At 64.1% G+C, this 26,702-nt stretch carries 21 protein-coding genes; 10 read left to right on the top strand and 11 right to left on the bottom strand.

The features are described from left to right. Window positions 1-44: 44 nt before the first annotated feature. The gene (polA, locus tag BB934_RS11220) at window positions 45-3,104 is read right to left on the bottom strand and encodes a DNA polymerase I (RefSeq protein ID WP_099509707.1); all 3,060 of its coding nucleotides are present in this window, start codon (window positions 3,102-3,104) and stop codon (window positions 45-47) included. A 377-nt stretch (window positions 3,105-3,481) separates the two neighbouring features. On the opposite strand from polA, the gene BB934_RS50420 reads away from it, so the two are divergent. After that, complete coding sequence (locus tag BB934_RS50420) at window positions 3,482-6,922, top strand: calcium-binding protein (protein WP_099509706.1); 3,441 nt, start codon at window positions 3,482-3,484, stop codon at window positions 6,920-6,922. Window positions 6,923-7,003: 81 nt separating this feature from the next. Here BB934_RS50420 and BB934_RS11210 read toward each other — a convergent pair whose 3' ends face one another. Next, window positions 7,004-8,212 (bottom strand): ROK family transcriptional regulator, encoded by a 1,209-nt coding sequence (locus tag BB934_RS11210; RefSeq protein WP_099509705.1) that lies wholly within the window; start codon window positions 8,210-8,212, stop codon window positions 7,004-7,006. Window positions 8,213-8,436: 224 nt separating this feature from the next. On the opposite strand from BB934_RS11210, the gene xylF reads away from it, so the two are divergent. The 4 genes from xylF to BB934_RS11190 all read left to right on the top strand — a co-directional run bounded on the left by xylF (window position 8,437) and on the right by BB934_RS11190 (window position 12,757). Beyond that, on the top strand, window positions 8,437-9,483 hold the full coding sequence (gene xylF / locus BB934_RS11205) for a D-xylose ABC transporter substrate-binding protein (protein ID WP_099509704.1): 1,047 nt from the start codon (window positions 8,437-8,439) through the stop codon (window positions 9,481-9,483). Window positions 9,484-9,654: 171 nt separating this feature from the next. Further along, complete coding sequence (locus BB934_RS11200; protein WP_099509703.1) at window positions 9,655-10,953, top strand: sugar ABC transporter permease; 1,299 nt, start codon at window positions 9,655-9,657, stop codon at window positions 10,951-10,953. A 12-nt stretch (window positions 10,954-10,965) separates the two neighbouring features. Beyond that, window positions 10,966-11,745 carry an ATP-binding cassette domain-containing protein gene (locus BB934_RS11195; protein ID WP_099509702.1) on the top strand — a complete coding sequence of 260 codons (780 nt, stop codon included), beginning with the start codon at window positions 10,966-10,968 and terminating at the stop codon, window positions 11,743-11,745. A 259-nt stretch (window positions 11,746-12,004) separates the two neighbouring features. After that, window positions 12,005-12,757 carry an SDR family NAD(P)-dependent oxidoreductase gene (locus tag BB934_RS11190; RefSeq protein WP_099509701.1) on the top strand — a complete coding sequence of 251 codons (753 nt, stop codon included), beginning with the start codon at window positions 12,005-12,007 and terminating at the stop codon, window positions 12,755-12,757. 237 nt (window positions 12,758-12,994) lie between these two features. Here the strand turns inward: BB934_RS11190 and BB934_RS11185 are convergent, their stop codons facing one another. Next, the gene (locus BB934_RS11185) at window positions 12,995-14,317 is read right to left on the bottom strand and encodes an AmpG family muropeptide MFS transporter (RefSeq protein WP_237050250.1); all 1,323 of its coding nucleotides are present in this window, start codon (window positions 14,315-14,317) and stop codon (window positions 12,995-12,997) included. A 185-nt stretch (window positions 14,318-14,502) separates the two neighbouring features. On the opposite strand from BB934_RS11185, the gene BB934_RS11180 reads away from it, so the two are divergent. Then, window positions 14,503-15,075, top strand: a complete 573-nt coding sequence (locus BB934_RS11180) for an NUDIX domain-containing protein (RefSeq protein WP_269467695.1) — start codon at window positions 14,503-14,505, stop codon at window positions 15,073-15,075. Between the two features lie 3 nt (window positions 15,076-15,078). Here the strand turns inward: BB934_RS11180 and fghA are convergent, their stop codons facing one another. Both fghA and BB934_RS11170 read right to left on the bottom strand, forming a co-directional pair. Then, on the bottom strand, window positions 15,079-15,924 hold the full coding sequence (gene fghA, locus BB934_RS11175) for an S-formylglutathione hydrolase (protein WP_099509700.1): 846 nt from the start codon (window positions 15,922-15,924) through the stop codon (window positions 15,079-15,081). Between the two features lie 71 nt (window positions 15,925-15,995). Beyond that, window positions 15,996-17,108 carry an S-(hydroxymethyl)glutathione dehydrogenase/class III alcohol dehydrogenase gene (locus tag BB934_RS11170; protein ID WP_099509699.1) on the bottom strand — a complete coding sequence of 371 codons (1,113 nt, stop codon included), beginning with the start codon at window positions 17,106-17,108 and terminating at the stop codon, window positions 15,996-15,998. A 111-nt stretch (window positions 17,109-17,219) separates the two neighbouring features. Between BB934_RS11170 and BB934_RS11165 the strand changes: the two genes are divergently transcribed. Then, window positions 17,220-17,903: an MBL fold metallo-hydrolase gene (locus BB934_RS11165; protein ID WP_099509698.1), complete on the top strand. Its 684-nt coding sequence runs from the start codon at window positions 17,220-17,222 to the stop codon at window positions 17,901-17,903. Between the two features lie 230 nt (window positions 17,904-18,133). Here the strand turns inward: BB934_RS11165 and BB934_RS11160 are convergent, their stop codons facing one another. Further along, on the bottom strand, window positions 18,134-19,597 hold the full coding sequence (locus tag BB934_RS11160; protein ID WP_099512746.1) for a catalase: 1,464 nt from the start codon (window positions 19,595-19,597) through the stop codon (window positions 18,134-18,136). 141 nt (window positions 19,598-19,738) lie between these two features. Between BB934_RS11160 and BB934_RS11155 the strand changes: the two genes are divergently transcribed. After that, complete coding sequence (locus BB934_RS11155) at window positions 19,739-20,614, top strand: hydrogen peroxide-inducible genes activator (protein WP_335645613.1); 876 nt, start codon at window positions 19,739-19,741, stop codon at window positions 20,612-20,614. Between the two features lie 204 nt (window positions 20,615-20,818). Beyond that, window positions 20,819-21,847 carry a cysteine synthase A gene (locus BB934_RS11150; protein WP_099509696.1) on the top strand — a complete coding sequence of 343 codons (1,029 nt, stop codon included), beginning with the start codon at window positions 20,819-20,821 and terminating at the stop codon, window positions 21,845-21,847. A gap of 46 nt (window positions 21,848-21,893) precedes the next feature. Here the strand turns inward: BB934_RS11150 and BB934_RS11145 are convergent, their stop codons facing one another. The 4 genes from BB934_RS11145 to BB934_RS11130 form a co-directional block, all read right to left on the bottom strand. Then, window positions 21,894-22,352, bottom strand: coding sequence for a hypothetical protein (locus BB934_RS11145; protein ID WP_157934132.1), 459 nt, complete (start codon window positions 22,350-22,352; stop codon window positions 21,894-21,896). Window positions 22,353-22,481: 129 nt separating this feature from the next. Then, the gene (locus tag BB934_RS11140; protein WP_099509694.1) at window positions 22,482-23,249 is read right to left on the bottom strand and encodes a sulfite exporter TauE/SafE family protein; all 768 of its coding nucleotides are present in this window, start codon (window positions 23,247-23,249) and stop codon (window positions 22,482-22,484) included. Window positions 23,250-23,380: 131 nt separating this feature from the next. Continuing rightward, complete coding sequence (locus BB934_RS11135) at window positions 23,381-23,920, bottom strand: GNAT family N-acetyltransferase (RefSeq protein ID WP_099509693.1); 540 nt, start codon at window positions 23,918-23,920, stop codon at window positions 23,381-23,383. 10 nt (window positions 23,921-23,930) lie between these two features. Then, the gene (locus BB934_RS11130; protein WP_099509692.1) at window positions 23,931-24,530 is read right to left on the bottom strand and encodes a helix-turn-helix domain-containing protein; all 600 of its coding nucleotides are present in this window, start codon (window positions 24,528-24,530) and stop codon (window positions 23,931-23,933) included. Window positions 24,531-24,669: 139 nt separating this feature from the next. Between BB934_RS11130 and BB934_RS11125 the strand changes: the two genes are divergently transcribed. Beyond that, complete coding sequence (locus BB934_RS11125) at window positions 24,670-24,927, top strand: hypothetical protein (RefSeq protein ID WP_099509691.1); 258 nt, start codon at window positions 24,670-24,672, stop codon at window positions 24,925-24,927. Window positions 24,928-24,990: 63 nt separating this feature from the next. On the opposite strand, the gene BB934_RS11120 is transcribed toward BB934_RS11125, so the two are convergent. Next, window positions 24,991-26,580 carry a hypothetical protein gene (locus tag BB934_RS11120; RefSeq protein ID WP_099509690.1) on the bottom strand — a complete coding sequence of 530 codons (1,590 nt, stop codon included), beginning with the start codon at window positions 26,578-26,580 and terminating at the stop codon, window positions 24,991-24,993. Window positions 26,581-26,702 lie beyond the last annotated feature (122 nt).

The following is a 26,702-nucleotide window of genomic DNA, read 5'->3' as shown; positions in this document are numbered from 1 at the left end:
TGGCTGGCCGGGACAAGCCCGGCCATGACGGGCTTTAATGCCTCTCAATGCGCCTCGTCCCAGTTCTGCGCGGCGCGGGCTTCCACGGCGAGCGGCACTTTCAGGGTCACGGCCGGGAAGGGTGCTTCCGTCATCACGCGCGAGATCACGGGCAGGGTCGCATCGACCTCGTCGTCGGGCACCTCGAACACCAGCTCGTCGTGCACCTGCAGCAGCATGCGCGCGGAAAGGCGCTCGGCTTTGAGCGCATCCTCCATGCGGATCATCGCGCGGCGGATGATGTCGGCGGCGGTGCCCTGGATCGGCGCGTTGATGGCCTGGCGCTCCACGCCGGCGCGCTCGGACGGATTGCCGGACTTGATCTGCGGATAGTGGCAGACGCGTCCGAACAGCGTCGTCACGTAGCCCTTGTCGCGCACGAACTTCTTCGTCTCGTCGATATAGGTGCGGATGCCCGGAAAACGCTCGAAGTACTGCTTGATGAAGGCAGACGCGTCGGCGTTCGGAATGCCGAGGCGGACTGCGAGGCCGAAGGCGGAAATGCCGTAGATGATGCCGAAATTGATCGTCTTGGCCTGGCGGCGCAGATCGGACGTCATCCGATCGAGGGGCACGCCGAACATGGCGGAGGCCGTCGCTGCGTGAATGTCCTGACCATTGGCGAAGGCCTCCTGCAGCTGCGGAATGTCGGCGATATGCGCGAGCAGGCGCAGCTCGATCTGGCTGTAATCGGCCGAGACGATCTGGTGCCCTTCCTGCGCGACGAAAGCCTTGCGGATCTTGCGTCCTGCCTCCGTGCGGATCGGAATGTTCTGCAGGTTCGGATCCGACGACGAGAGACGCCCCGTCGTCGTCGCTGCGAGCGAGAACGAGGTGTGCACCCGCTTGGTGTCCGGATGCATGTGCTGCTGCAGCGTGTCGGTATAGGTCGATTTCAGCTTCGAGAGCTGGCGCCATTCGAGAATTTTTGCGGGCAGCTCGTGACCGGCCTGGGCCAGCTCGTCGAGAATGGTCGCGGGCGTCGCCCATTGGCCGGACGGCGTCTTCTTCGCACCCGGCAGGCCCATCTTGCCGAAGAGGATGTCGCCGATCTGCTTCGGCGAGCCGAGCGCGAATTTCTCGCCGGCCATCTCGTGAATCTCGTCCTCGAGTCGCGCGAGAGTCTGCGCGAAATCGCCCGAAAGACGGCTCAGGATCTGCCTGTCCACGAGGATGCCGCGCATTTCCATGCGCGCGAGCGTGTCGACCATCGGCCGCTCCAGTGTCTCGTAGACAGTGGCCCGGCGCTCGGCGACAAGGCGCGGCTTCAACAGCTGCCACAGGCGCAAGGTGACATCCGCATCCTCAGCCGCGTAAGCCGTGGCTTTGCCGATCTCGACCTTGTCGAAGGTGACCTTGTTCTTGCCCGTGCCCGCCACCTCGGAGAAGCTGATCGGCGAGTGGCCGAGATGACGGCGCGAGAGCTCGTCCATGCCGTGCGATCCCTTGCCCGCATCGAGCACGTAGGAGATCAGCATCGTGTCGTCGAAGGGCTGCACCTCGATGCCGTAGCGCTTCAGCACGATCCAGTCGTATTTGAGGTTCTGTCCGATCTTGAGGATTGACGCATCCTCCAACAGCGGACGGATGACATCGAGCGCCTCGCCGATAGGGATCTGGCCCTTCACGAGCCCGCCGCCGAAGAGATCGGATTCGTCCCGGTGCTGGAGGGGCACGTAACAGGCCTTGCCCGCCTCAAGCGCCAGGGAGAAGCCGACGAGATCGGCTAAGGTCGCATCGAGGTCGCTCGTCTCCGTGTCGACGGCGACAAAGCCCTGCTCGCGCGCCGCAGCCACCCACTCCTTCAGGCGTTCGAGGCTGGTCACGGTCTCGTAGGCGCTGACGTCGACGGGCACCGAGGAGGCCTCGGTCGCGCGCTTGCCCGCAAGCTGCGAGGGCATGCCGAGACCTTCGACCGGCTTGCGCAGGGCGGCGGTCTCCGGCAGGTCGAGGCCGGCGAAGGGATCGACCTCGCCCGAGGCCGCATCGGCCTTGCCGAAGAACGGCACCGCATCGTCGGTGGGGGCGATGATGCCCGTTCCCGCGCCGTCGCGCACCCAGCGGATCGCCTCGCCGCCGGGCAGGAGGCGCGGATCGGGCTCGATGGCGGTGGGATCGGCATCGTAGAGTTCCGACACCCGTCTTGTGAGGGTATTGAACTCCATGGCCTTGAGGAAGCCGATCAGGGTTTTCGGGTCCGGTTCGGGCAGGCGCAGATCGTCGAGCGGCACCGGCACCGGCGCCTCGCAATCGAGGGTCACGAGCTTTTTCGAGAGCCGCGCGGATTCCGCGTTGGCGATGAGGGTCTCGCGGCGCTTGGGCTGCTTGATCTCGGGCGCGCGCTCCAAAAGCGTTTCGAGATCGCCGTATTCCTTGATCAGCTGCGCCGCGGTCTTGAGGCCGATGCCGGGCACGCCCGGCACGTTGTCGGAGGTGTCGCCCATCAGCGCCAGCACGTCGCCGATCTTTTCGGGCGGAATGCCCTCCCATTTCTCGGTGACGGCGGCCTCGTCGAGATTGCGCTCGGGCCGGTAGCCGGGCTTGCCCTTGGAGCCCGACTCGAAATCATAGAAGCACACCTTCGGGCCCACGAGCTGCATCAGGTCCTTGTCGGAGGAGATGATCAACACGTCGGCCCCGCGGGCCTTGGCCTGCTGGGTATAGGTGGCGATCAGGTCGTCGGCCTCGTAGCGCTGCAGCTCCACCGGCTCGAGCCCGAAGGCACGGATGGCTTCGCGCATGATCGGCATCTGGACCTTCAGGTCCTCCGGCGCGTCCGGCCGGTGGCCCTTGTAATCCTCGTAGAGCTCCTTGCGGAACGAGCCCTCGGACTTGTCGAGCACGATGGCGAGATGCGTCGGCTTCAACCCCGCCGCCCCGTCGCGCATGAACTGCAGAAGCTTCGACACGAAGAGCCGCACGGCGCCCGACGGCATCCCGTCCGCGGAGCGGGAATTGTACTTCTGGTCCTGGTTCATGGACTGGAAGTAGGCCCGGAAGATGAAGGACGAGCCGTCGACGAGAAACACATGATCGCCGGCTTGGACGGGACGGGAGGAGGGCATCGGGTCTCGGGGGCTTTGGGAGGCTGCTCTGAGGGGAAGAAATAGCGGGTCCGGGGGCGGATGGCTATGGATTGCCGAGATCCTGGGCAAAAGCAGCGGCACAGCCAACCGAGATTCGGCCGTTGGGCGGACATTTGAATTGATATAATGTGCGATAACGCACTGCCCTGAGATCGTCGGTGTGGCAGATACAATGTCGCAGGAGCTTGGCGTCTCAGCGCTTAACCCATTGTATTTTAAGAGATTGCTCTCATGCCAAAGAAGTTTGTCAACAGTATAGCCTTGCGCTGCGCTATACGTAACGTTATCTCAAATGAAATTGAGTGATTCTCAACAAGGTTCGCGACACTCGCGGGGAAGTTGCAGGGAGATAGGGTATGACGCTGAAGTTTTGGAATACGGAGAGTAACCTCGCGACCGGTTCGGGTGTCGACCGCGAGATAGTCGCCTCGCTTCCGAACGGCGGCTATGTGGTCGTCTGGCGTGATACCAAAAAGATCTATTTTCAGCGCTATGACGGCTTGGGCACGAAGGTTGGTGGCCCCACAATCGTGGCAGAGGACGCGCGGGACCATAACATCGCCGATATCGCAGTGGATCCAGTTAGCGGGGAATTTGCGATTTCGTGGAACTCCTCTCAAGGCGATGCCCCTGGCTCGTTCGCAATAACCACCCGATTCTTCGACCTTAATGGAAATGCTCTTGCCACAGATAACCTCGCGTCAGAACTGTCCATCGACAACGCTGATGCTCCCGCCATGGCTCGTAACGGCAATAACAGTTATGTGACTGTCTTCGACAGGGGCAGCGCAATCTCCTTGTTTGTCCATAACCGTGACGGTGTTCAAAGAGCATTCTCGGTTGTCCCGAACGAGGTCGGCGTCGGAAACGTCGACGTAACCGAACTCGGCGGAGGCAAGTTCCTCGTCAGCTATGCGATTGGCGGCGGGACCAACTCGGTCAGGGCCAAGTTGATCGACTTGAACGCGACCAACCCTGTACCCACAGCGAATAAATTGATCATTACCGGAAGCGATGCCGATGTGATTGCCCTCAAGGATGCCAACGGGCAATTGACCGGTTCCTATGCCGTCACGGTTCAAAACGCCGAGTCTATCCGAACATATATCTACCATGCGAACGGTACCCTCGATAAGTCCTTCACAGTTTCGAACGAGGGAATGAAAGAGGGCGATTACGTTCACGCCGTTGCCCTGACGGGTGGCCGCATCGCGGTCATCTACTCAGCCACGGTGCAGACACCCGCCGACAACGGCGATATTTTCCTGAAGATCATCGACCCAAGCCTTCCGGAAAGCGATCCTGCCAGCATCGTGACATTCCCAACGCGGATCAATCGCGGATCCACCGGGCAAGGGCAGCAATACACGCCGACCATCACCGAGATGAAGGACGGCCGCGTCTCGCTCTCATGGTACGATCCCTCCAAGAACTCCATTGCGCATACGATCGTCGATCCCCGCATTGTCAAAGTCACCGTTGACGGCTCCGCGTTCGACGACATCTACGTCGGCACCGAATATGACGGTGACGAACTCCGCGGCAATGGCGGTGATGACAAGCTCTATGGCGGCGACGGAGATGACAATCTCATCGGCGGTGCAGACGACGACCTCCTTGTGGGCGGCGCCGGCAATGACTTTTTTGAAGGCGGTATGGGAGCGGACAGATTCTTCGGTGGAGCGGATCCCGCCGATGCCGGGACGAAGGACAAAGTTACCTATTACCGCTCCACCGCCGGCGTGCAGGTCTATCTGCACAACGGCAAGGCCAGCACCGGCGGCGAGGCGGAGGGCGATTCCTTCAGCGGCATCGAAGCTGTCGACGGATCAGAGCACGCTGACCTGATCGAAGGCAACGGCGCGGCGAACACCCTTTGGGGGAACCACGGCGATGACCTGCTGAAGGGCTTTGACGGCGACGACACGCTCAACGGTGGCAATGGCTCGGACACCCTCTATGGCGGTCTCGGCAGCGACGTGTTCGAAGGCGGCAATGACACCGGCTGGGACACTGTTACCTACGAGTTCACCAATGCCGGCGTCGTCATTGATCTCACCAATACGGACAACAACCAAGGAGAGGCAAGGGGCGACAGCTATAGCGGCATCGAGGCCTTCATCGGCTCCCAGGGGCACGACACGATCCGGGGCTATGCCGACGAGGTCAACAGCTTCCTCGGCAAAGCCGGCAACGACTCGCTTGTCGGCGGCAACCTCGCTGACGCCCTTAGCGGCGATGCCGGCAACGACATCCTCCAGGGTGGATTGGGAGCCGATAATCTCGTCGGCGGAGAGGGGGCCGATTTTGCTTCCTACGCCGATGCGACTGGTCCTGTCCGGGCGGATCTCCATGATGCGGCGAGCAACACCGGCGCCTATGCGCAGGGAGATACATATTTTAGCGATGATCCAGCCCTTATAATCGAAGGTCTGATCGGCTCCAACTTCGACGATACCCTCGTCGGCTCCGAGTTCGACACAACCCTCATCGGTGGCGCCGGAAACGATCAGCTCCGTGCATTTGACGGCAACAACATCTTGCAGGGTGGTCTTGGAGAGGATCAACTCGTTGGCGGTCTTGCCTTCGACTTCGCGAGCTATGCTAGCGCAACCGCTGGCGTGACAGTGAATTTGGGCTTGGCCGTCCAGCCTGCAGGAACAGGCGAAGCGGCTGGAGACAGCTTCACCAGCATCGAAGGCCTGATCGGCTCGGCCTTCGGCGACTCGCTGACCGGCAACGGAGTCGCCAACCATCTCAAGGGCGAAGGCGGCAACGACGGGCTGAACGGCGGAGCGGGCGCCGACAGGTTGGAGGGCGGGATCGGCAGCGACACCTATTATGTCACGGCCGGCGATCGCATCGTCGAGCATGCAGGCCAAGGCACCGATACCGTTGTGATCACCAGCGACTTCGTCGTGACGGGCAATGACTTCGCCAATATCGAGAACATCATCCTCGACGTCAGCACGCTCAACAACACCTTGACCGGCAGCGAGACCGATAACGTGCTGAACGGCAACGATACCGGCAACAGGCTCGAGGGCCTCGGCGGCAACGACACTCTTTATGGCCTCGGCGGCAACGATGGGCTCTTCGGCGGCGCGGGTGACGACGCGCTCTTCGGCGGCGCCGGCATCGACGCTCTCTTTGGCGATGCAGGCAACGACATTCTCGATGGCGGCACCGGCATCGATGCCATGAACGGCGGGGTCGGCAACGATGTCTACTACGTCAACGATGCCGGCGATTCCGTGGTCGAAGCCGCCGGCGGCGGCATCGACACGGTCTATGCCAGCGTCAACTTCAACATGGGCGCCGGGACCGAGGTCGAGTATCTGTATGCCACCGGCGCGGCCGGGCTGATCCTCACGGGCAGCAACTTCGCCAACACGATCATCGGCAATGCCGGCGCCAACAAGATCTATGGCGGCCTCGGCAACGACTTCTTGACCGGCGGTGCGGGCAAGGACATCTTCGTGTTCGACACCAAGCCCAACAAGAGCACGAATGTCGACCGCATCATGGACTTCAACGTCCGTGACGACAGCTTCCACCTGGACAACAAGTACTTCACCAAGCTCGGATCCGGTACCGCCTCGAAGCCGAAGAAGTTCAACTCGGACATGTTCGTGATCAACAACAAGGCCAAGGATCGGGAGGATCGGGTCGTCTACGACAAGAAGACGGGCGCGCTCTACTACGACCAGGACGGCACCGGCTCGAAGGCGCAGATCAAGATTGCGACCCTGAACAAGAACCTCAAGCTGACCTACAGCGACTTCTTCGTCATCTGATCGAGTGACGAAACGACAACGGGCCGCTCGGTGCAAGCCGGGCGGCCTCTTCGTTTTGGCGGCGTTTTCCGCAAGCCGTGATCACGCCGCCTTCAGGCGCGCGAGATCGAGATCGAGTTCGCGCAGGGCCTGCATGACGACGCCCTCCGTCAGAAGGTCCATGGAGGATTCCACCACATGGATCGCCGCGAGCGCCCGCAGCTCCGGAATGGTCTGCGATTCGAGCGCGGCTTCGAAGGAGGGGCGCAACAGGTCCATGGCGCGGGTGCCGGGGCCGCAGAGCACGATGTGGTCGGGCTCCAGCGTCTGGATCAGGATGCCGACCGCATCGCCGAGCACCTCGCCCGCTGCGTGGAACAGGTTGATGAGGGCGGGATCGCCCGCGCGGGCCTGGGCCACGATGGAGACCATGGCGTCCTCGCTCGGCAGCAGCAGGGTCGGGGCTGGGCGATGGTCGATGAGCTGCGCGTCCCGGTGCAGGGCGTAATCGGCGAGATAGGCCTCGATGCAGCCGCGCCCGCCGCAGCGGCATTGCGGCCCGCTCCGGCGCAGGCGCACATGGCCGAACTCGCTGCCGCCGAAGCGCGCGCCGCGATAGAGCTCGCCCTGGATCAGGAAGCCGAGGCCGACGCCGTCGCCGACCATGAGGCAGGCGGTTCTCCCTAAGCGCAGCTCCGCATGCCTCTGCGTGATGGCGAAGGCCATGGCGCTGGCGTCGTTCTCGATCAGCACCGGCTTGCCGAGCCGCTCGCCGAGGCCGGAAGCAAGGGGAAGATCGCGGGTGCCGAGCACCGGGCTCCAGGCGACGATTCCGTCCTTCGTGTCCACATAGCCCTGGCAGGCGAGGCCTATCGCCTTCACGTCCGCAGCACCTGAATCCTGCGCGAAGACGGCGATCGTTTCCGCGAGCACGTCCATCAGCTCGTCGGCGCCGAGACTGCGCAGGGGGCGCTCGATATGGCGGCTCGCCCGGTTGCGCCCGGCGCTGTCGACGAGCCGGAGCTCGATGCGGTTGAACCCGGTCCAGACGCCGACGACCGAGCCGAGGGTGTCGGCAAAGAACAGGCGCGTCTTGGGCCGCCCCCGGATCAGCCCTGAGGCCTGATCGGCCGCGTCCTCGGTGACCAGGATCCCCTCGTCGAGCAGGCTCGCGGTGAGTTCCGAAACGCTGGCCGGGCTCATGCCGAGATGCTGGCCGATCTCCACCCGCGCCATGGGGCCTTCGCGGCGCAGGGCATCGAGCAAGCGCCGGCGGGCGGTTTCGCGGGGAGACAGGGGCAACGTGGTCATGGCTTCACTTTATTCGATCTATGAATAAAACAATTCCAAAGAATGGGGATATCAGACCAAAATATTAGACGAATGGTGCTTGAACCCCCAAACGGCTCCGATAATTATTTCCGCGCTCGAAAAATAACGCATGGCAGGTTGAGCCACGTCCGTCGATCCGTCCGGATCCGACACCTCGCCATAAGCACGACGCCTTGTGAGGCAAGGCGTTCAGGAGGGAACCGATGCTATCGAAGAAACATGCCCTGATCAGCCTTGCCGCTCTGGCATTGTCCGCGACCGCCGCCTTCGCCCAGGCCAAGGGTCCGGTGGTCGGCGTCAGCTGGTCGAATTTCCAAGAAGAGCGCTGGAAGACCGACGAAGCCGCTATCAAGGCCGCCGTCGAGAAGGCCGGCGGGACCTATGTCTCTGCAGACGCCCAGTCCTCGCCCTCAAAGCAGCTCACCGATATCGAGAGCCTGATCTCCCGCGGCGCCAAGGCGCTGGTCGTGCTGGCGCAGGATGCGGATGCGGTGCGCCCGGCTGTCGAGAAGGCGATCGCCGAAGGCATCCCGGTGGTCGGCTATGACCGTCTGATCGAGATCCCGCAGGTCTTCTATCTCACCTTCGACAATGTCGAGGTCGGCCGCCTGCAGGCCCGTGACGTGTTCAAACTGAAGCCCGAGGGCAACTATGCCTTCATCAAGGGTTCGGGCTCCGATCCGAACGCCAACTTCCTGTTCCAGGGCTCGATGGAAGTGCTCAAAGGCGCCATCGATTCCGGCAAGATCAAGAATGTCGGCGAGGCCTATACCGACGGCTGGCTCCCGGCCAATGCGCAGCGGAACATGGAGCAGTTCCTCACCAAGAACAACAACAAGATCGATGCGGTGATCGCCGCCAATGACGGCACCGCGGGCGGCGCCATCGCGGCTCTTGCGGCACAGGGCCTCGCGGGCTCCGTGCCGGTCTCGGGCCAGGACGCCGACAAGGCGGCGCTGAACCGTGTCGCCCTCGGCACGCAGAGTGTGACGGTCTTCAAGGATGCGCGCGAACTCGGTCGCAACGCCGCGGAAATCGCCGTGCAGCTCGCAGGCGGCAAGAAGCTCGCCGAGATCCAGGGCGCGAAGCCGTGGAACCTCGGCCCGAAGAAGCAGAACATGACCGCTCTCTTCCTCACGCCGGTCGCGATCACGAAGGACAATCTCGACGTGGTCATCAATGCCGGCTGGGCCTCGAAGGACGTGGTCTGCCAGGGCGTGAAGGCAGGCTCCGTGAAGGCCTGCAACTAACTCCTACCTTGTCATTCCGGGGCGCGCCGATGGCGCGAGCCCGGAATCCATAAACACTACATTTCAAGAGGGGCGGTAAATGTGCCGCCCCTTTCTGAACCGTCAGCGGTTATGGATTCCGGGCTCCGCTTCGCGGCCCCGGAATGACACTTTTGCACAACGAGCCATTCCATGACCGCACCTGTTGCCACGACTGCCCCGCCGCCGAGCGCCGCTTCCGGCTCGCTCCTGTCGAAGCTCGAGATCGATGTGCGCATGCTCGGCATGCTCGCGGCGCTCGCCGTCATCTGGATCGGCTTCGACATTCTCTCCGGCGGTGTGTTTCTCACGCCGCGCAACCTCTGGAACCTGTCGGTCCAGACGGCCTCGGTCGCGATCATGGCGACCGGCATGGTGCTTGTCATCGTCACGCGCAACATCGATCTCTCGGTCGGCGCCATCCTCGGCGTGGTGGGCATGATCATCGGCGTCGCGCAGGTGCAGTGGCTGCCGGCTTATCTCGGCCTGGAGCATTGGATGACGGCACCGCTCGCCGTGCTCATCGCCGTCACCATCGGCGGGCTCATCGGCCTGTTCCAGGGCTGGCTCATCGCCTATCTCGGCATTCCCTCCTTCATCGTCACCCTCGGCGGTCTGCTGGTGTGGCGCGGCGCGGCCTGGTGGGTCACGACGGGCCAGACCATCGCGCCCATGGATACACGCTTCAAGGCCTTCGGCGGCGGCGTCGAGGGCGCGCTCGGCGCCACCGCCACCTGGGTCATCGCGGCAATCGCCTGCGGCGGCATCATCGTCGCCCTGGGCCTCGCCCGCCGCCGCCGGCTGCGTTTTGGCTTCCCGGTGCGTCCCGGCTGGGCCGATGCGGTCATCGCCGGCATTTCCTGCGTTGCCGTGCTCGGAGCCGCCGCCATCGCCAATGCCTATCCGCTGCCTGCCGGCACGGCGCGCCGCTGGGCGGAGGCTAACGGCATCGCCTGGCCCGAAGGCGGCCTGTTCATTCCACACGGCGTGGCGCTGCCGGTGCTGATCGCGGTCGTCGTCGGTCTGGCGATGACCTTCATCGCCACGCGCCGCCGCTTCGGCCGCTATGTCTTCGCCATCGGCGGAAATCCCGAGGCTGCGGAGCTGTCTGGCATCAACACCCGCTGGACGTTGATGAAGGTGTTCGGCCTCATGGGCCTGCTCTGCGGCATCTCCGCCTGCATCTCGACCGCGCGTTTGAATGCGGCAACGAATGCCGCCGGCACTCTCGACGAGCTTTACGTGATCGCCTCCGCCGTGATCGGTGGCACGTCGCTCGCCGGCGGCATCGGTACCATCGCGGGTGCGATGCTCGGCGCCCTCGTCATGCAGTCGCTGCAATCGGGCATGGTGCTGCTCGGCGTCGACACGCCCTTGCAGAACATCGTTGTCGGCGCGGTGCTCGTGCTGGCGGTCTGGGTCGACAGCCTCTATCGCCGCCGCATCAAGTAGGACAAGTGCATCATGCCAACGAATGAAACGGCGCCTCTCGTCGAGATGCGCAACATCTCCATCGCCTTCGGCGGCATCAAGGCCGTGGACGGCGTCTCCGTCGATCTGCGTCCCGGCGAGGTGGTCGGCCTGCTCGGCCATAACGGCGCAGGAAAATCGACGCTGATCAAGATCCTCTCCGGCGCCTTCAGACCGGATGCGGGCGAGATCTTTGTCAACGGCGAGCATGCCGACATCTCGACGCCGCGCGATGCCAAGCGCTACGGCATCGAGACGATCTATCAGACCCTCGCGCTCGCCGACAACATCGACGCTGCCGGCAACATCTTCCTAGGGAGAGAAGTTCTCACGTCCTACGGCACCCTCGACGATGCGACGATGGAATCCGAAACCCGCAAGGTCATGGCCCGCCTCAATCCGCACTTCCGCCGTTTCAAGGAGCCGGTGAAGGCGCTCTCCGGCGGCCAGCGGCAATCGGTGGCGATCGCGCGCGCGATCTACTTCAACGCCCGCGTGCTCATCATGGACGAGCCGACGGCGGCGCTCGGCCCCGCCGAGACGCAGCAGGTCGCCGATCTCGTGTTACAGCTGAAGAAGGAGGGCATCGGCATCTTCCTCATCAGCCACGACATCCACGACGTCTTCGGCCTTGCCGACCGGGTGAGCGTGATGAAGAACGGCAAGCTCGTGGGCTCGGCCAACGTGCAGGACGTGACGCAGGACGAGGTGCTCGGCATGATCATCCTCGGCAAATGCCCGCCGGGTGCCACGCCGGGACCGGGCGCGAGCTGATTGTCGTTGCGTCCTCCTGGACGAAGCGTTAGCAGAAAGTATGCATGAGCCTCTACTGTCATTCCCGCGAAGGCGGGAATCCAGTACCACAACGTTGCCAATAAAGCCTCTCAGTGTGGGACAGTTTCGTTCTGTTTCGTCAGCGGATATGGATCCCCGCTTTCGCGGGATGACAGGGCTATAATCTGCTGATGATTCCAGATCTTCGCTGAGCCTCGGCCAGAGCGCGACATTCCTCTTTCAGAATGAGTAAGAGACCATGACCCAGACGATTTACGGCTCCCTCAAGGGCAAGAGTGCTCTCATCACCGGCGGCGCGAGCGGCATCGGCGAGAGCATCGCGCGTTCCTTCCATGCGCAGGGCAGCAAGGTTGCCGTCCTCGACTACAATGCCGAGGCCGGCCAGGCCCTGGCGAAGGAGCTCGGCGAGCGCGTGCATTTCGAGCACAGCGACGTGCGCGATATCCCCGCCTTTCAGGCGGCGATCCGGCGCGCGAGCGATGCGCTCGGCCCGATCACGATTCTCGTCAACAATGCGGCACGCGACGACCGCCACACCATCGATCAGGTCACGCCGGAATATTGGCGCGAGCGCTTAGCCACCAATCTCGACCATCAGTTCTTCGCGGCGCAGGCCGTGCTGCCGGACATGGAGAAGGCGGGCGGCGGCTCGATCATCAACATGGGCTCGACGAGCTACATGGTGAGCGACGATTCCTTTGCGGCCTACAAGACCGCGAAATCCGCTTCGGTCGGCCTCACCCGGGCGCTTGCGCGCGAGCTCGGGCCGAAGAACATCCGCGTCAACTGCCTGGTGCCGGGCTGGATCATGACCCAGCGCCAGATCGATCTCTGGCTGACGCCGGACAGCGAGAAGGAACTGCTCAAGCGCCAATGCGTGAAGCGCAAGCTCGTCCCGCAGGACATCGCCAATGTTGCGCTCTTCCTCGGCTCGGACGAGTCCAGCGCCATGTCGGCGCAGACCTATCTCGTTGACGGCGGCTGGGTTTAAACGCAGTCTCGATTAGACGTCATCCCGGACGGCGCGAGCCGATCCGGGATCGCGAGCAGGATGTGGTGCTTGAATCTCAACACTGTCATTCCCGCGCAGGCGGGAAACCAGAAACGCTGACGGCGCCGAACTGGTCGAAGGTCGCGGTTATGGATTCCGGCCTTCGCCGGGATGACAGTGCTTGGCTCGCTAGACGATCCCGGATCTCGCTTCGCTCGTCCGGGATGACGCGAGAAGTCAGGCCCTCGACCCCGCACCGACAGCGGCAGCCTCGTCGAACTCCTCGTCCTTTTCCTTCACCGTCTGCATCGTATCCCGCCTGACGATGAAGCACAGGATCACTAGCGGGATGCCGATGCTGGCCGTGGCGGTGAAGAGAAGCGGATAGCCATAGGCGTCCACCACCGCGCCCGACGCGCCGCCGATGAGCTTGCCGGGCAGGGCATAGAGCGAGCTGAGCAAGGCGTATTGCGACGCGGCGAAGCCGGGCGATGTCAGCCCCGACATGTAGGCGATGAGGGCCGAGCCGGCGAAACCGGCTGCAAAATTGTCGATGCTGATCGAAAGGATGAACAGCAGCTTGTCGGCGCCCTCGACGGCGAGCCAGGCGAACATCAGGTTGGATGAGGCGGCGATGACGGCGCCGATCAGCAGCGTCCACCACAGGCCCAGTCGCGTAAGCGCCAGGCCGCCCGCGAAGGCACCGATGATGCCGACCCAGATGCCGTAGAGCTTCGAGACCTCGGCGATATCGGCCTTGGAGAAGCCGAGGTCGATATAGAGCGGATTGGCCATGACGCCGGCCACGAAATCCGGCAGGCGGAAGCACGCGATGAGCGCCAGGATCGGGATCAGCATCAGGCCCTTGCGCCGGAACAGATCGGCGAGAGGTTCGGTAACTGCTGCAGCGAACGGCAGATGCTGGCGTGCGGCGCTTTCATCCACGCGCGGAGAGAGCAGGGTGCCGACGAGACCGACCGCCATCAGCGCCGCCATGGTCCAGTAAGCGCTGCGCCAGTTCACGAATTCCGCGATGTAGAGCGCGCCCGCACCGGCGCAGATCAAGGCCAGGCGATAGCCGAGCTGATAGGAGGCCGCCATCATGCCCTGCCGCTCGGTGGCGGCGACGTCGATGCGCCAGCCGTCGATAACCACATCCTGCGTCGCCGATGCGAAGGCGACGAGCAGGGCTGCGGCCACGGTCAGCCCCAGGCTGGACTGCGGATCGCCGAAGGCGATGCCGATCAGGCCCAGTGCCACGACGATCTGCGACAGCGCCATCCATCCGCGCCGGCGGCCGAGCAGACGGGACAGGATCGGCGCATCGTAGCGGTCGACGATCGGCGCCCAGAGAAACTTGAAGGAATAGGCCAGCGCCACCCAGCTCAGGAGGCCGATCTCGGTCCGCGAGATCCCCGCCTCCCGCAGCCAGGCCGACAGCGTGCTGAAGACGAGCAGGAAAGGAAGCCCGGAGGAAAACCCTAAGGGCAGCATGAGTGCGATGCGTCCGTCGGTCAGGACATCACGGAGCGACAGACGATGTTTGGGTGTACCGGCCATGAAATCATCGAATAACTGAGAACGGCGGCCACATTGGCATAAGGCGGTGCCGATGCAAAATCCGCCGATGGTCCTGATTGTCCTTCACGGTCGCGCTCCGCTTCGACCGGGACGGCGGGATACCTTGAGCGTTCGGTGGGTTGTCCCCTAGGGTTGGAAGAGAGCGGAACGGGAAAGAGCGCGGCGTGGCAGGCTACAGCATCAAGCAGATCGAAACCATCTATGAAGGCTGGCGGAAGCTTTTCAGGCTGACGGTCCAGATGCCGGACGGCCGGCTCATGGCGCGGGAGGTGCTGAACAGTACCGATGCCGCCGTCGTGCTGCCCTACGATCCCGAGACGCGCAGAGTCATCCTGGTCCGGCAGTTCCGCGCGCCGGTCATGCTTGCCGAGGGGCATGCGGATCTTCTGGAGGCAGTCGCAGGACTTCTCGACGGAGACACGCCCGAAATCTGCGCCCGGCGCGAGGCCATGGAGGAGGCGGGCCTGCGCCTCGGTGCGCTCGAGCCGGTCGGCGTCGCATGGTCGGCCCCCGGGATGACGACGGAGCGCCTGCACCTTTTTCTCGCGCCCTACACCGCCGCCGACCGGGTCGGCAAGGGTGGTGGCCTTGCCGAGGAGCACGAGGAGATCGAGGTTCTGGAGATCACCCTCGACAAGCTGGCCCGGATGCTGAAGCGTGGCGCCGTCGCGGACCTCAAGACCGTAGCCCTCATACAGGCGCTCCAGCTCCGGCGTCCGGACCTGTTCGCGACCTGAGCATCAACGGCTGAGCCGCTCCGCATGCCAGCGCAGATGATCCTCGATGAAGGTGGCGATGAAGAAGTAGGAATGGTCGTAGCCGTCCTGCATCCGCAGGTTCAGCGGAATCCCGGCCTGGGCGCAGGACGCCTGCAGCAATTGCGGCTTGAGTTGGGTCTCGAGGAAGCCGTCGGCAGTACCCTGATCGACCAGCAGGCCGGGCACACGTGCGCCGCTCTCGATCAGTGCGCAGGCATCGTATTCGGACCAAGCCGAACGGTCGGGGCCGATATAGTTCGACAGGGCTTTCTCGCCCCAGGGACAGTTCATGGGCGACGCGATCGGCGCGAAGGCCGAGACGGCCTTGAAGCGTCCGGGATTGCGCAACGCAATGGTGAGCGCTCCATGCCCACCCATGGAATGGCCCGTGATGCCCTGCCGGCTCATGTCGGCGGGCAGGTTCTCGGCGATCAGTTCCGGCAGCTCATGCTCGATGTATGAGCGCATGCGATAATTCTTGGCCCAAGGCTCCTGCGTCGCATCCACGTAGAAGCCCGCGCCGAGGCCGAGATCGTAGGCGCCTTCCGGGTCGTCGGGCACGCCCTCGCCGCGGGGGCTGGTATCGGGCGCGATCAGGATCAGGCCGAGCTCCGAGGCCACCCGCTGCGCGCCCGCCTTGACGGTAAAATTCTCCTCCGTGCAGGTGAGCCCGGAGAGGAACCACACCACCGGCACCTTGGCGTCTTTCGCCTGCGGCGGAACGTAAACCGCAACGCGCATCGGCGTGCCGGTTTCACGGGAAGCATGACGGTAGACGAATTGCGTGCCGCCGAAGCAGCGCGCCTGCGAGACGACCTCGAAACTCAACGATCTCTCCCGAACATTTTTCTTACCGCATTTTCGACGGCGAACCGGTGGCCACTTCGCCTGAAAATGCTTTAGTACACGATGACCGAGCGGATCGACTTGCCCTCGTGCATGAGGTCGAAGGCGGTGTTGATCTCGTCGAGCGGCATGGTGTGGGTGATCAGGTCGTCGATGTTGATCTTGCCCTCCATGTACCAGTCGACGATCTTCGGCACGTCCGTGCGGCCGCGCGCGCCGCCGAAGGCCGTGCCCTTCCACACGCGTCCGGTGACGAGCTGGAACGGGCGTGTCGCGATCTCCTTGCCCGCTTCGGCCACGCCGATGATGATGCTCTCGCCCCAGCCGCGATGGCAGCACTCGAGCGCCTGGCGCATCACGGTCACGTTGCCGGTGGCATCGAACGAGAAATCCGCGCCGCCGCCGGTGAGATCGACGATCGCCTGCACCACCTTGTCGGCGCCGATCTCGTTCGGGTTGATGAAGTCGGTCATGCCGAATTTCCTGGCCATCTCGACCTTGGTCGGGTTGATGTCGACGCCGATGATCTTGTCGGCACCGACCATGCGCGCGCCCTGGATCACGTTGAGCCCGATGCCGCCCAACCCGAACACCACCACGTTGGCGCCGGGCCACACCTTTGCCGTGTAGATCACCGCGCCGATGCCGGTGGTGACGCCGCAGCCGATATAGCAGATCTTGTCGAAGGGTGCGTCCTCGCGCACCTTGGCGAGCGCGATCTCCGGCAGCACGGTGAAGTTCGCGAAGGTCGAGCAGCCCATGTAGTGAAACACGGTCTCGCCGTCGCAGCGGAAGCGGCTGGTGCCGTCGGGCATGACGCCCTGGCCCTGCGTGGCGCGGATCGCGGTGCAGAGATTGGTGCGGCGCGACAGGCAGGATTTGCAGTTGCGGCATTCCGGCGTGTAGAGCGGGATCACATGGTCGCCGACCTTCAGCGTCGTCACGCCCGGGCCGACCTCGCGCACGATGCCCGCGCCCTCATGGCCGAGGATCGCCGGGAACTTGCCTTCGCTATCGAGACCCGAGAGGGTATAGGCGTCCGTGTGGCAGACGCCCGTCGCCATCACCTCCACGAGCACCTCGCCCGCCTTTGGGCCTTCGATGCGGATGGTCTCGATGGTGAGCGGCTTGCCAGCCTCCCACGCCACGGCGGCCCTGGTTTCCATGCTCGTGTCCTTCCCATGATTCGATCAGGGGACTATGTGAAGCCGCGCTTCATCTGGTCAATAGAAGCCGTCTTCGTATCCCTGGACTTCACAGACAGGGCCGAGCGACATATGTCTGCCGGCAAACTCACGAAGGAGCGACTTGTGCCCGATGTCCGCGCCGCCATCATACCCGTGACGCCCTTCCAGCAGAACTGCACCTTGCTGTGGTGCGAAAAGACGAAGAAGGCCGCCGTGGTGGATCCCGGCGGCGATCTCGAGCGCATCCGCGATGCCATCGCGCAGAGCGGCGCGAGCGTGGAGAAGATCATTCTGACCCATGGCCATATCGATCACGCGGGCGGAGCGGCGGAGCTTCGGGACGAGCTCGGCGTGCCGGTCGAGGGACCGCACGAGGCGGACGACTTCCTGCTGCAGCGGCTCGCCGAACAGGGAAAGGCCTACGGCTTCGAGGCCCGTGCGGTGACGCCGGACCGCTGGCTCAACGAGGGCGACACGGTGAGCGTCGGCGACCTCACCCTCGACGTGCTGCATTGCCCCGGTCATTCGCCGGGCAGCGTCGTCCTCGTCTCGCCCACGCAACGATTCGCCCTTGTCGGCGACGTGCTGTTCCAGGGCTCGGTCGGGCGCACCGACCTTCCCGGCGGCGACGGCAAGGCATTGATCCGCTCGATCAAGGACAAGCTTCTGCCGCTCGGCGACGACATCGCCTTCATCTGCGGCCACGGTCCCATGAGCACCATCGGCCAGGAGCGGCAGACCAACCCGTTCCTGAGGGGCGAGGAGTTGGTTTGAGGCCAAAGCATAACGCAACTGTCATTCCGGGGCCGCGTAGCGGAGCCCGAAATCCATAAACACGACGTCTCAGCAAAGAGCGAGCAGCGTTGCGCCTCTTCCTGCCACGTCAGCGGCTATGGATTCCGGGCTCGGCCTCCGGCCGCCCCGGAATGACAGTGCGCAAATTGAAAACAAAAACGGTCCGGGATCGCTCCCGGACCGTTCTTTTTGCCCCTACGGCTTTATCTTTATTCCGCGGCCTGGATCAGCACCGCGCCCTTGAGGCCCATGCGGTCCGCCACGCCGAGGCCATAGGCCTTGTCGGCGAGGTAGAAGTGCACGATCTGGCGCTTCACGATCGCCTCGGGCACGCCCTGCATCGCTTCCGCGATGTTGTCCATGAGCCGGTCCTGCTCGTCCGGCGTCATGAGGCGGAACAGGTCGCCCGGCTGCTTGTAGTCGTCGTTGCCGGCGCGGTGATCGTAGCGATCGGCATCGCCCGAGATCTTGAGCGGCGGCTCGGCGGCGCGTCGCGTCTGCACCGGACCGTTGAACGAGTTCGGCTCGTAATAGGCATCGCCCCGGTTCGGGATATCGGACAGCATCGCGCCGTCGGCGTGGTAGTGATGAACCGGGCAGCGCGGACGGTTCACCGGCAGCGCCTCGTAATGGGTGCCGACGCGGTAGCGGTGCGCATCCGCATAGGCGAAGATGCGGCCCTGCAGCATCTTGTCCGGCGAGAAGCCGATGCCGGGCACGATGTTCGACGGCGAGAACGAGGATTGCTCGACCTCGGCGAAGTAATGCTGGGCGTTGCGGTTCAGCTCGAGGATGCCGACCTCGATCAGCGGATAATCCGCATGCGGCCACACCTTGGTGACGTCGAACGGATTGTAGGAGGTCTTCTCCGCATCGGTCTCGGGCATGACCTGCACGCAGAACTTCCAGCGCGGGAACTCGCCGACTTCGATGGCCTCGTAGAGATCGCGCTGCGCGCTCTCGCGGTCCTTGGCGACGACGGCCTCACCCTCGCGGTTCGTCCAAGTCTTGATGCCCTGCATGGACTTGAAGTGGAACTTGACCCAGAAGCGCTCGTCCGCCTCGTTGATGAACGAGTAGGTATGCGAGCCGAAGCCGTGCATGAAGCGGTAGCCCTGCGGCAGGCCGCGATCCGAGAACAGGATCGTGATCTGGTGCAGGCTCTCGGGGCTGAGTGACCAGAAATCCCACATGGCGGTCGTCGAGCGCAGGTTCGTGGCCGGATGGCGCTTCTGCGTGCGGATGAAGTCGGGGAACTTGACCGGGTCGCGCACGAAGAACACCGGCGTGTTGTTGCCGACGATGTCCCAGTTGCCCTCGTCCGTATAGAATTTCAGCGCGAAGCCGCGCACGTCGCGCTCGGCATCCGCCGCGCCGCGCTCGCCGGCGACAGTCGAGAAGCGCAGGAACGCTTCCGTCTGCTTGCCGATCTCGGAGAAGACCTTGGCCTTGGAATATCGGGTGATGTCGTTGGTGATGGTCAGCGTGCCATAGGCCGCCGAGCCTTTGGCATGAACCACGCGCTCCGGGATGCGCTCCCGGTTCTGGTGCGCGAGCTTCTCGATCAGCTGGTAATCCTGGAGCAGCAGCGGGCCCCGCGAGCCGGCAGACAGGCTGTTCTGGTTATCGGCGATCGGCGCACCTGCCGTGGTGGTCATGGTTGTTTTTGTCATGGTCGTCCCCATTGCGTGGGGCGCAAGATGGCGATGCGGTGCGATAAGGTCCAATTGTATTGATTACAAACTGCGATCAGTTATTCTTATCGCACGATGATCACGCTCCGACAGCTCCGATATTTCGAAACGCTGGCGCGCATGAAGCATTTCGGTCTGGCGGCCGATCAGTGCTCCGTCACGCAGCCGGCCCTCTCCATGCAGATCAAGGAATTGGAGCGGGAACTCGGCGTGGAACTCGTCGAGCGCAGAGGAAACTTCGTTGCGCTGACCCTCACCGGCCAGGAAATCGCCGCACGGGCGGAGACGATCCTGAATCAGGTGAGGGAACTGTCGGATTACGCGCGCCAGCACCATGGCGTCCTGACCGGGCCCCTGCGGCTCGGGATCATCCCGTCGGTCGCGCCCTATCTGCTGCCCGACATCCTGACGGAGGTGGCCAGGCAGTATCCGGCGCTCGACCTGCAGATCCGCGAGACGCAGACGAGCGCCCTCGTGGAGGAGCTGACCCGGGGCGAGCTCGATGCGGTGCTGCTCGCCCTTCCGCTCCAGCAGCCACAGCTCGAAACCATGGCTCTGTTCGACGACCGCTTTCTCATCGCGGTCCAGAGCCAGGCGGCGCATAGCTGGACGACCGGCGATCTGCGCGCCCGCATCGGGCAGGAACGGCTGCTTCTCCTGGAAGAAGGCCATTGCCTGCGCGATCAGGCCCTGCAGTTCTGCCAGATCGCCAACATGCAGGCGCGCAAGGCGCTGGGCGCCGCCTCGCTCACCACCATCATGCAAATGGTGGCGGCCGGCCATGGCATCACGCTTCTGCCGGAGATTTGCGCGAAGACCGAGGTCGACCGGCAGCGCGTCGCACTGATCGAATTTCCTGACGATGCGCCGATGCGCATCGTCGGCCTCGCCTGGCGCCGCACATCGACCCGCAAGAACGACTTCATCGCGCTCGGCACCCTGATCAAGTCGCTCAAGCAGCAAGGAGCCGAATTGGACGAAGCCCCACGGACGTGAGGCGGAGTCATGAAGGTCAGGGGCGCTGTTTCCGGATGTGCCTTGCGTGACCAGCGAGCAGTTCGTTATAAAGAACATTACGCGATGCGCTTTGGCCATTATTCACGAGTATAATCGTGAATAATGGCCTCGCCATCAACGTCTTGATGTCTCCGGTCGCCGCGCGACAATCCCGGTGCCCTTCCAAAAGCCTGCGAGTCCACGATGATCAAGCCCGACGTTCCCGCCGCCATCGGCAATACTCCCCTGATCAAGCTCCGCCATGCCTCCGAGCTGACCGGATGCACGATCCTCGGCAAGGCCGAGTTCATGAACCCGGGGCAGTCGGTGAAGGACCGCGCCGCGCTCTTCATCATCGAAGATGCCGTCCGGCGGGGCACCTTGCGGCCGGGCGGGATCATCGTCGAGGGAACGGCGGGCAACACCGGCATCGGCCTCGCGCTCGTCGCCAATGCCCTCGGCTTTAGGACGGTGATCGTGATCCCGGACACACAGAGCCAGGAGAAGAAGGACATGCTGCGGCTCGCCGGTGCCGAGCTGATCGAGGTGCCGGCGGTGCCCTACGCCAATCCGAACAACTACGTGAAGGTCTCTGGCAGGCTCGCCGAACGCCTCGCGGCGTCCGAGCCGAACGGCGCGATCTGGGCCAACCAGTTCGACAACGTGGCGAACCGGCAGGCTCACCTGGAGACGACGGGACCGGAGATCTGGGAGCAGACGGACGGAAAGGTGGACGGCTTCGTCAGCGCCGTCGGCACGGGCGGCACGCTTGCCGGCGTCGGCATGGCGCTGAAGGAACGCAATCCGAAGGTGGCGATTGCCCTTGCCGATCCGATGGGCGCGGCTCTCTACAGCTACTACACGACGGGCGAGCTGAAGGCGTCGGGCTCGTCGATCACCGAAGGCATCGGCCAGGGCCGCATCACCGCGAACCTGGAGGGCGCGCCGATCGACGTGGCGTTCCAGATCCCGGACGAGGAAGCAATTCCGATCGTGTTCGATCTGCTCGCGCATGAAGGCCTGTGCCTCGGCGGATCGTCGGGCATCAACGTTGCAGGCGCGATCCGGCTGGCGAAGCAGCTCGGTCCCGGGCACACCATCGTCACCGTGCTGTGCGATTACGGCACGCGCTACCAGTCCAAGCTGTTCAACCCCGACTTCCTGCGCTCGAAGAACCTGCCCGTTCCGAGCTGGCTCACGAAAGAGGTCACCATCGATCCGGGGCTTGTCTAGAGAAGAGGGGGCCGCGTCCGATACCGTCGGAAGCGGCCTTGCTTCATCAGGCTGCGGAGGAGGTGCTGGCCTCGGCGCTCGTCGTGGACGGCGTCTCCTCGGGGCGCTGCGGCTGTTGCGGGCGGCTGAGATTGGCCGGCGAGCGGTTGGCGGACACCGCCGACGGCGATGTGGACGATGCCTTCGCGTGGACCGTGTGCAGATCGGACTGGATGCTGTCGATCAGATCGATAAGCCAGCTCTCGCCGCCCTGGACGCGTTCGCGCAGGGCGGATTTCGCGATGTCGAGCTTCGCCGAAATCTCCATGGTGTTGCGCGATTGCAGGTCGCCGAAATCCCGCTCGATGGCGGCCAGTTCGCGCACCAACTCGTCGCGCAAGGGGCGTTGATCCTCGACCGTGATCAGAGGCGAGTTCAGCATGCCGCGCAGGGCAGCCCATCGCAGGCCGAGAGCGCTGACGGATTGCGTTCCTTCGAGTCCTGACTGGTTTTGGGAATCGGCCACGAGCATTTCCTTTTCGCGAGAGCTTGAGAATCGGGTCGTCGCAGGAAGGAGCATGGTTGTGGCGTGAATCGGGCAGCCTCCCGCAAAAGACCGCCCGGACTCGTGCTATTTCGAATATGGTTATCGAATTCAGCGGATAAAGAAATACAGTGTCAGTGCGGCGCCGACGGCGATCACGAGCCAGCGGATGACGCTCGCCGGCAAGCGGCGGCCGAAGACGACGCCGAGATAGCCGCCGATCACCGAGGCCGCGCCGACGATGAGCGTCTCGGGCCAGCTCACGAGCCCGGCGACGACGAACAGCACGACGGCGACGAGCTGGATCAAGGTGGAGCACAGATGCTTTGCCGAATTGATCAGGTGAAAGTCGTCGCCCTCGGTGATGGCGAGCGCGGCCAGCATGACGATGCCCATGCCGGCGCCGAAGAAGCCGCCATAGACCGCGACGCCGGTCTGGAAGACGAGGCCTGCAGCCCAAGCCTTCGTTGAGGGATGATGCCCCTCCTGCTTGCCGATGGCGCGGGCGAGCGCCACGATCTTCGGGCTTGCGGCGAAGAGCACGGTGGCGAACAGCAGAAGCCACGGCACGAGCTGCCGGAAGGCCTCGTTGTTGGTCACCGTGAGAATGTACGCGCCGCCGAGCCCGCCGATGAGGCTGACGATCCCGAGCGCAGCAAAGCGCCGAATATTGGCGGCGAGCTCGCGCCGGTAGGCCCAGGCGCTCGACAAATTGGCCGGCGTGACCGCCACGGCGCTGGTCGCATTGGCGATGACCGGCGGCAGGCCCGCGGCGACGAGGGCGGAGAAGGTGAAGAAGGTTCCTCCACCCGCGATCGCATTGACAAGGCCGGCGGCAAGACCCGAAGCGGCAAGAAGCGCCGCGTTAGACAATTCCATGATCGCTCGAACTGGTGTGAAGATGAGACAGGACGGTTCGAGCCGCCATAGCATGGCGATGTGGCCATGTCCCCCAGGCGATTGTCTAGGCAGATATGCTTCGCGCGCTCTCCGACCCCTTGCGGGTGGGTTCAGGCTGCCGCGAGCAGCTTGTAGAACACCGTCGTGTCGCAGAACCCGCCCTGCGGCCAGAGCGCGTAATTCGGGATGATTCCCGACTTGGTCCAGCCGACGCGCTCGTAGAGGCGCTCCGCATCGCCGCCGGTGACCGTGTCGAGCACGAGCACGGTCTTGCCCGCCTTCCGCGCCGCCGCCTCGGCGGCGAGCATGAGGGCGGCGCCGATGCCGTGCTTCCTGAACCTGCGATGGACGAGCATCTTCGCGATGTCGGCCCGGTGCGGCTGGTTCTCCGGCTGTTTCAGGATGACCTGCACGGTGCCCACCACTTGTCCGCTCGTCCGATCCTGCGCCACGAGCAGGATGCGCTCGCCCGCAATCGCGCCCTCGGCGACGCCATGCCAGAACGCATCGGCTCGGTCTCGGGACAACGGCAGCATGAAGCTGACCGACGCGCCGCCCTCGACGCAGTCGATGAGGACGTCGGACAAGGCGCAGACTTGGCCGAGGGCTTCCTGCGGAGCGAGCGCGCGGATGGTGAATTGGTCGATCATGACGCTTTCCTCAGCGTTGCGCGGCAGAGCCGGCCCGTGTGTCGATCGCGAGCGCCACCAGGTAGCGGGCGGGTCGCTCGGAGTGGTTGCGGAAGATGGTCGGCCGGTCGAGGCGCATGGACAGGCAGTCGCCGGTGCCGAGATGATAGGTGTCGTCACCGAGGGTCAGGTCGATATCGCCTTCGATCATCCAGATCTGCTGATGAACGACCGACGCGCGGTGCCCGGTGTCATAGGCCACGCGCGCTCCCACCGGCAGCACGACCTCGACCAGCTCGATGGGCGAGGGGAAGCCGAGTGCAGAGAGATTGCGGCGGAGGTAGCCGCTGTCCGGATCGCGCCAGACGCGCTGATCGGCGCGGTGCGCCAGGGGCGAGGCACCGGCGCTGTCCTTTTCGGCGAAGAGAGAGGCCAGGGTCACCCCGAGACCGGCAGCGAGCTTGTCGAGAACCATCGCCGTCGGGCTGCTCTCGCCGCGCTCGATCAGGGAAATCATCGAGCGGCTCACCCCGGTCCGTTCGGCGAGACCGTCGAGAGTTAGGCCGTTCTCAGCCCGCAGATCGCGCAGGCGGGTCGCCAGATGGGTGTTAAGCGTGGAGGGATGATCCATTAAGATAGATTATTAAATCCAATATACTGGAGTCAAGCACCGGACAGCGAAGCTTGGCAGCCGTAAAGACGTCGGTTTGCTGTGGATCACGGTGGGGCACTCCATTGCCCTTGAGAGAACAAAAGAAGATTTTCAAGGCATGTCGAACGTGATCCCCCTCGCTCCGCGCCTGAAGCAAGGACAACCGCCTGCCGCCGAGGCGGAGGAGAGGGCCGCGCTCGCCGCCGATCTCATCGACCTGATCGAGCGCGTGCGGGAGCTGACCGAGCATGTGGCCGGATTGCCTGGCCCCGCAATTCAGATCCAGCAGACCGCCCAGCAGCTCCTGGATGCCGGCACCGCGCTCGAGCGGGCGGTGGATTCGCTCACCGATGGTGGCGATTGGGTGCCGTTCTAGAGCATCGGACCCGAAAGTGGGTCCACTTTCGGGGTCAATTCCGATGTTCCACTCGCTAAACTCCTACTTCAGCGCCTCTATGCGTTCTCCGGCCTGAGCGATGCCGAGCGCTCGCGCCTGCGCGTAAAGCTCCCGCGCCCTGGCGGCGTCGCCGCGGATCCCCCGGACGCCAAGCTGCGACAGCATGTTCGGGTCGAAGGTCTCGGCCAGCAGGAAGGCCGCGCGCGCATTGCCGCTTCCCATGGCGCGTTCGAGCAGGAGGCGGGCTCCGCTCACATCTCCTTTGTGAAGAAGCTCTTGCGCACGGGCCGTCAGGCGGTCTTCGGCCTTGGGAGGCTCGACCGCCGCAGCCGGCTTGGGCTCGGATGCCGGGTTGGGCTCGGATTTCGGCACGGAAACCGCCGGTGGCAGGACTCTGGCCGGGTCCAGGCTTCTCTGGGCAAGCGGCAGGGGCTGGATGCCCTCGGGCAGTGAGGCGACCACGACGGAGGTGGGCACTCTCTCGGAAGGCGTCGAGGCCGCACCCGGAAGGGTCAAGGCGGGAGCGCCTGCGACCGGTGAAGCCGGCAGAGACGCCGTGGCCTGAACAGGGATGTCCTCCGGCACGGGAGCGGCGAGCGGCGGCTCGGCACCGGCGGCGGCGATGCGGAACACGACCGGCGCGGCGCTCGGCCGAAGAGGCTCCTGCAGCATGCGCAGATCCTCCTCGGCTTCGGTCAGGGCCTGGTTCAGGATATCGCTGCGGGTCTGGGACCTGGCCAGGGCCTTCTCCAGTTCGGCCACACGGGTCGACTGGGACGCCATGGACTCGCTCCTGGAGGCCTGCAGATCGCGCAGGTCCTTCTGGGCGCCGGCGAGCTGGCGTGCAGCGGCGGCGGCCTGCTCCCTTTCCTTCCCGAGCAGCGCTTCCAGCTCGGCGGTCTTCGATGAGCCTGCCGCGTTGTCCTGCTCGCGCGTCGTCCGCAGGCTGCGGTTCTCCTCCTGCAGCCGCGCCAGTTCGATACGAGCCGCGTCGCTGCGCTGCCGCTCGCGCTCCAAGGCCTGCTGGATCTCGGATGCCTTGGCGGATTGCGTTTCCGTTTCGGTGGCCAGGCGTTCCGCGAGGGCATTGTGCTCCTGCGTGAGTCCGTTCAAGGTCTGCGAGACTGTGCTGCTGAACGATTGCTCACGCTCGAGCGCCTGCTGCATATCGGCCAGGTTCGCAGAAGTCGGTGCAAGCGGGCAGGCGTCGGATGTCGCCGTCTGGACGATTTCGCCCGCTGCGGCGGCCGGGCGGGCTTCGCCGCGGATGCCAAGCTCCTGCAGGGCTTTGAGGAAGTTCGGGTCCTTGATATGGTCGGCGAGAACGATCGCAAGGGTGCCGACTTCGATCGCCGCGTTGAGGCTGTTCTCCGCTGCCGTGACATCGCCCCGTCGGATCAGGGATTCGAGTTCCGCAGCAAGCTGCCTGCGGTCGGGAGATGTGAGGAGGAGAGGCAGAAGATTGCGGAAATCGCTCGCGCTTTCCCTGTCGGCCGCGGCTGCGTCCAGGGTCGAATCAGGGATGGAAAGATTTTGGGCGGCTGCGGGGCCGAGAAGTGCAAGCCCGATCAAAGAGGCGGCCAGCAGCTCGGCGGTGAAAGATCTCAATCCAAATTCATCGTGCCCAATCATGTCGGACCTCCTTCGATGGTCACCGAAGGCGGGCGATCCGCCTTCGGCTTCGGTCCTGTCTTGGTTTCTCGGCGTATCGTGCGAAAAGTGGCCCCGGTTTTCCGCACTCAACGATGCGCCGC

The organism is Microvirga ossetica (assembly GCF_002741015.1).
Classification (GTDB): Bacteria; Pseudomonadota; Alphaproteobacteria; order Rhizobiales; family Beijerinckiaceae; genus Microvirga; species Microvirga ossetica.
Note: the sequence above shows the minus strand (reverse complement) of the source record. Positions and strands in the feature narration are given on the sequence as shown.

What these genes read in the sequence shown, in the direction of transcription:
- BB934_RS11185 (WP_237050250.1), bottom strand. Translation starts at nt 14,317, where the DNA reads ATGGCCGGTACACCCAAACATCGTCTGTCGCTCCGTGATGTCCTGACC.
- BB934_RS11190 (WP_099509701.1), top strand. Translation starts at nt 12,005, where the DNA reads ATGACCCAGACGATTTACGGCTCCCTCAAGGGCAAGAGTGCTCTCATC.
- BB934_RS11210 (WP_099509705.1), bottom strand. Translation starts at nt 8,212, where the DNA reads ATGACCACGTTGCCCCTGTCTCCCCGCGAAACCGCCCGCCGGCGCTTG.
- BB934_RS11195 (WP_099509702.1), top strand. Translation starts at nt 10,966, where the DNA reads ATGCCAACGAATGAAACGGCGCCTCTCGTCGAGATGCGCAACATCTCC.
- BB934_RS50420 (WP_099509706.1), top strand. Translation starts at nt 3,482, where the DNA reads ATGACGCTGAAGTTTTGGAATACGGAGAGTAACCTCGCGACCGGTTCG.
- polA (WP_099509707.1), bottom strand. Translation starts at nt 3,104, where the DNA reads ATGCCCTCCTCCCGTCCCGTCCAAGCCGGCGATCATGTGTTTCTCGTC.
- BB934_RS11150 (WP_099509696.1), top strand. Translation starts at nt 20,819, where the DNA reads ATGATCAAGCCCGACGTTCCCGCCGCCATCGGCAATACTCCCCTGATC.
- BB934_RS11130 (WP_099509692.1), bottom strand. Translation starts at nt 24,530, where the DNA reads ATGGATCATCCCTCCACGCTTAACACCCATCTGGCGACCCGCCTGCGC.
- BB934_RS11120 (WP_099509690.1), bottom strand. Translation starts at nt 26,580, where the DNA reads ATGATTGGGCACGATGAATTTGGATTGAGATCTTTCACCGCCGAGCTG.
- BB934_RS11155 (WP_335645613.1), top strand. Translation starts at nt 19,739, where the DNA reads ATGAAGCATTTCGGTCTGGCGGCCGATCAGTGCTCCGTCACGCAGCCG.
- BB934_RS11135 (WP_099509693.1), bottom strand. Translation starts at nt 23,920, where the DNA reads ATGATCGACCAATTCACCATCCGCGCGCTCGCTCCGCAGGAAGCCCTC.
- BB934_RS11200 (WP_099509703.1), top strand. Translation starts at nt 9,655, where the DNA reads ATGACCGCACCTGTTGCCACGACTGCCCCGCCGCCGAGCGCCGCTTCC.
- BB934_RS11125 (WP_099509691.1), top strand. Translation starts at nt 24,670, where the DNA reads ATGTCGAACGTGATCCCCCTCGCTCCGCGCCTGAAGCAAGGACAACCG.
- xylF (WP_099509704.1), top strand. Translation starts at nt 8,437, where the DNA reads ATGCTATCGAAGAAACATGCCCTGATCAGCCTTGCCGCTCTGGCATTG.
- BB934_RS11160 (WP_099512746.1), bottom strand. Translation starts at nt 19,597, where the DNA reads ATGACAAAAACAACCATGACCACCACGGCAGGTGCGCCGATCGCCGAT.
- BB934_RS11165 (WP_099509698.1), top strand. Translation starts at nt 17,220, where the DNA reads ATGTCTGCCGGCAAACTCACGAAGGAGCGACTTGTGCCCGATGTCCGC.
- BB934_RS11140 (WP_099509694.1), bottom strand. Translation starts at nt 23,249, where the DNA reads ATGGAATTGTCTAACGCGGCGCTTCTTGCCGCTTCGGGTCTTGCCGCC.
- BB934_RS11170 (WP_099509699.1), bottom strand. Translation starts at nt 17,108, where the DNA reads ATGGAAACCAGGGCCGCCGTGGCGTGGGAGGCTGGCAAGCCGCTCACC.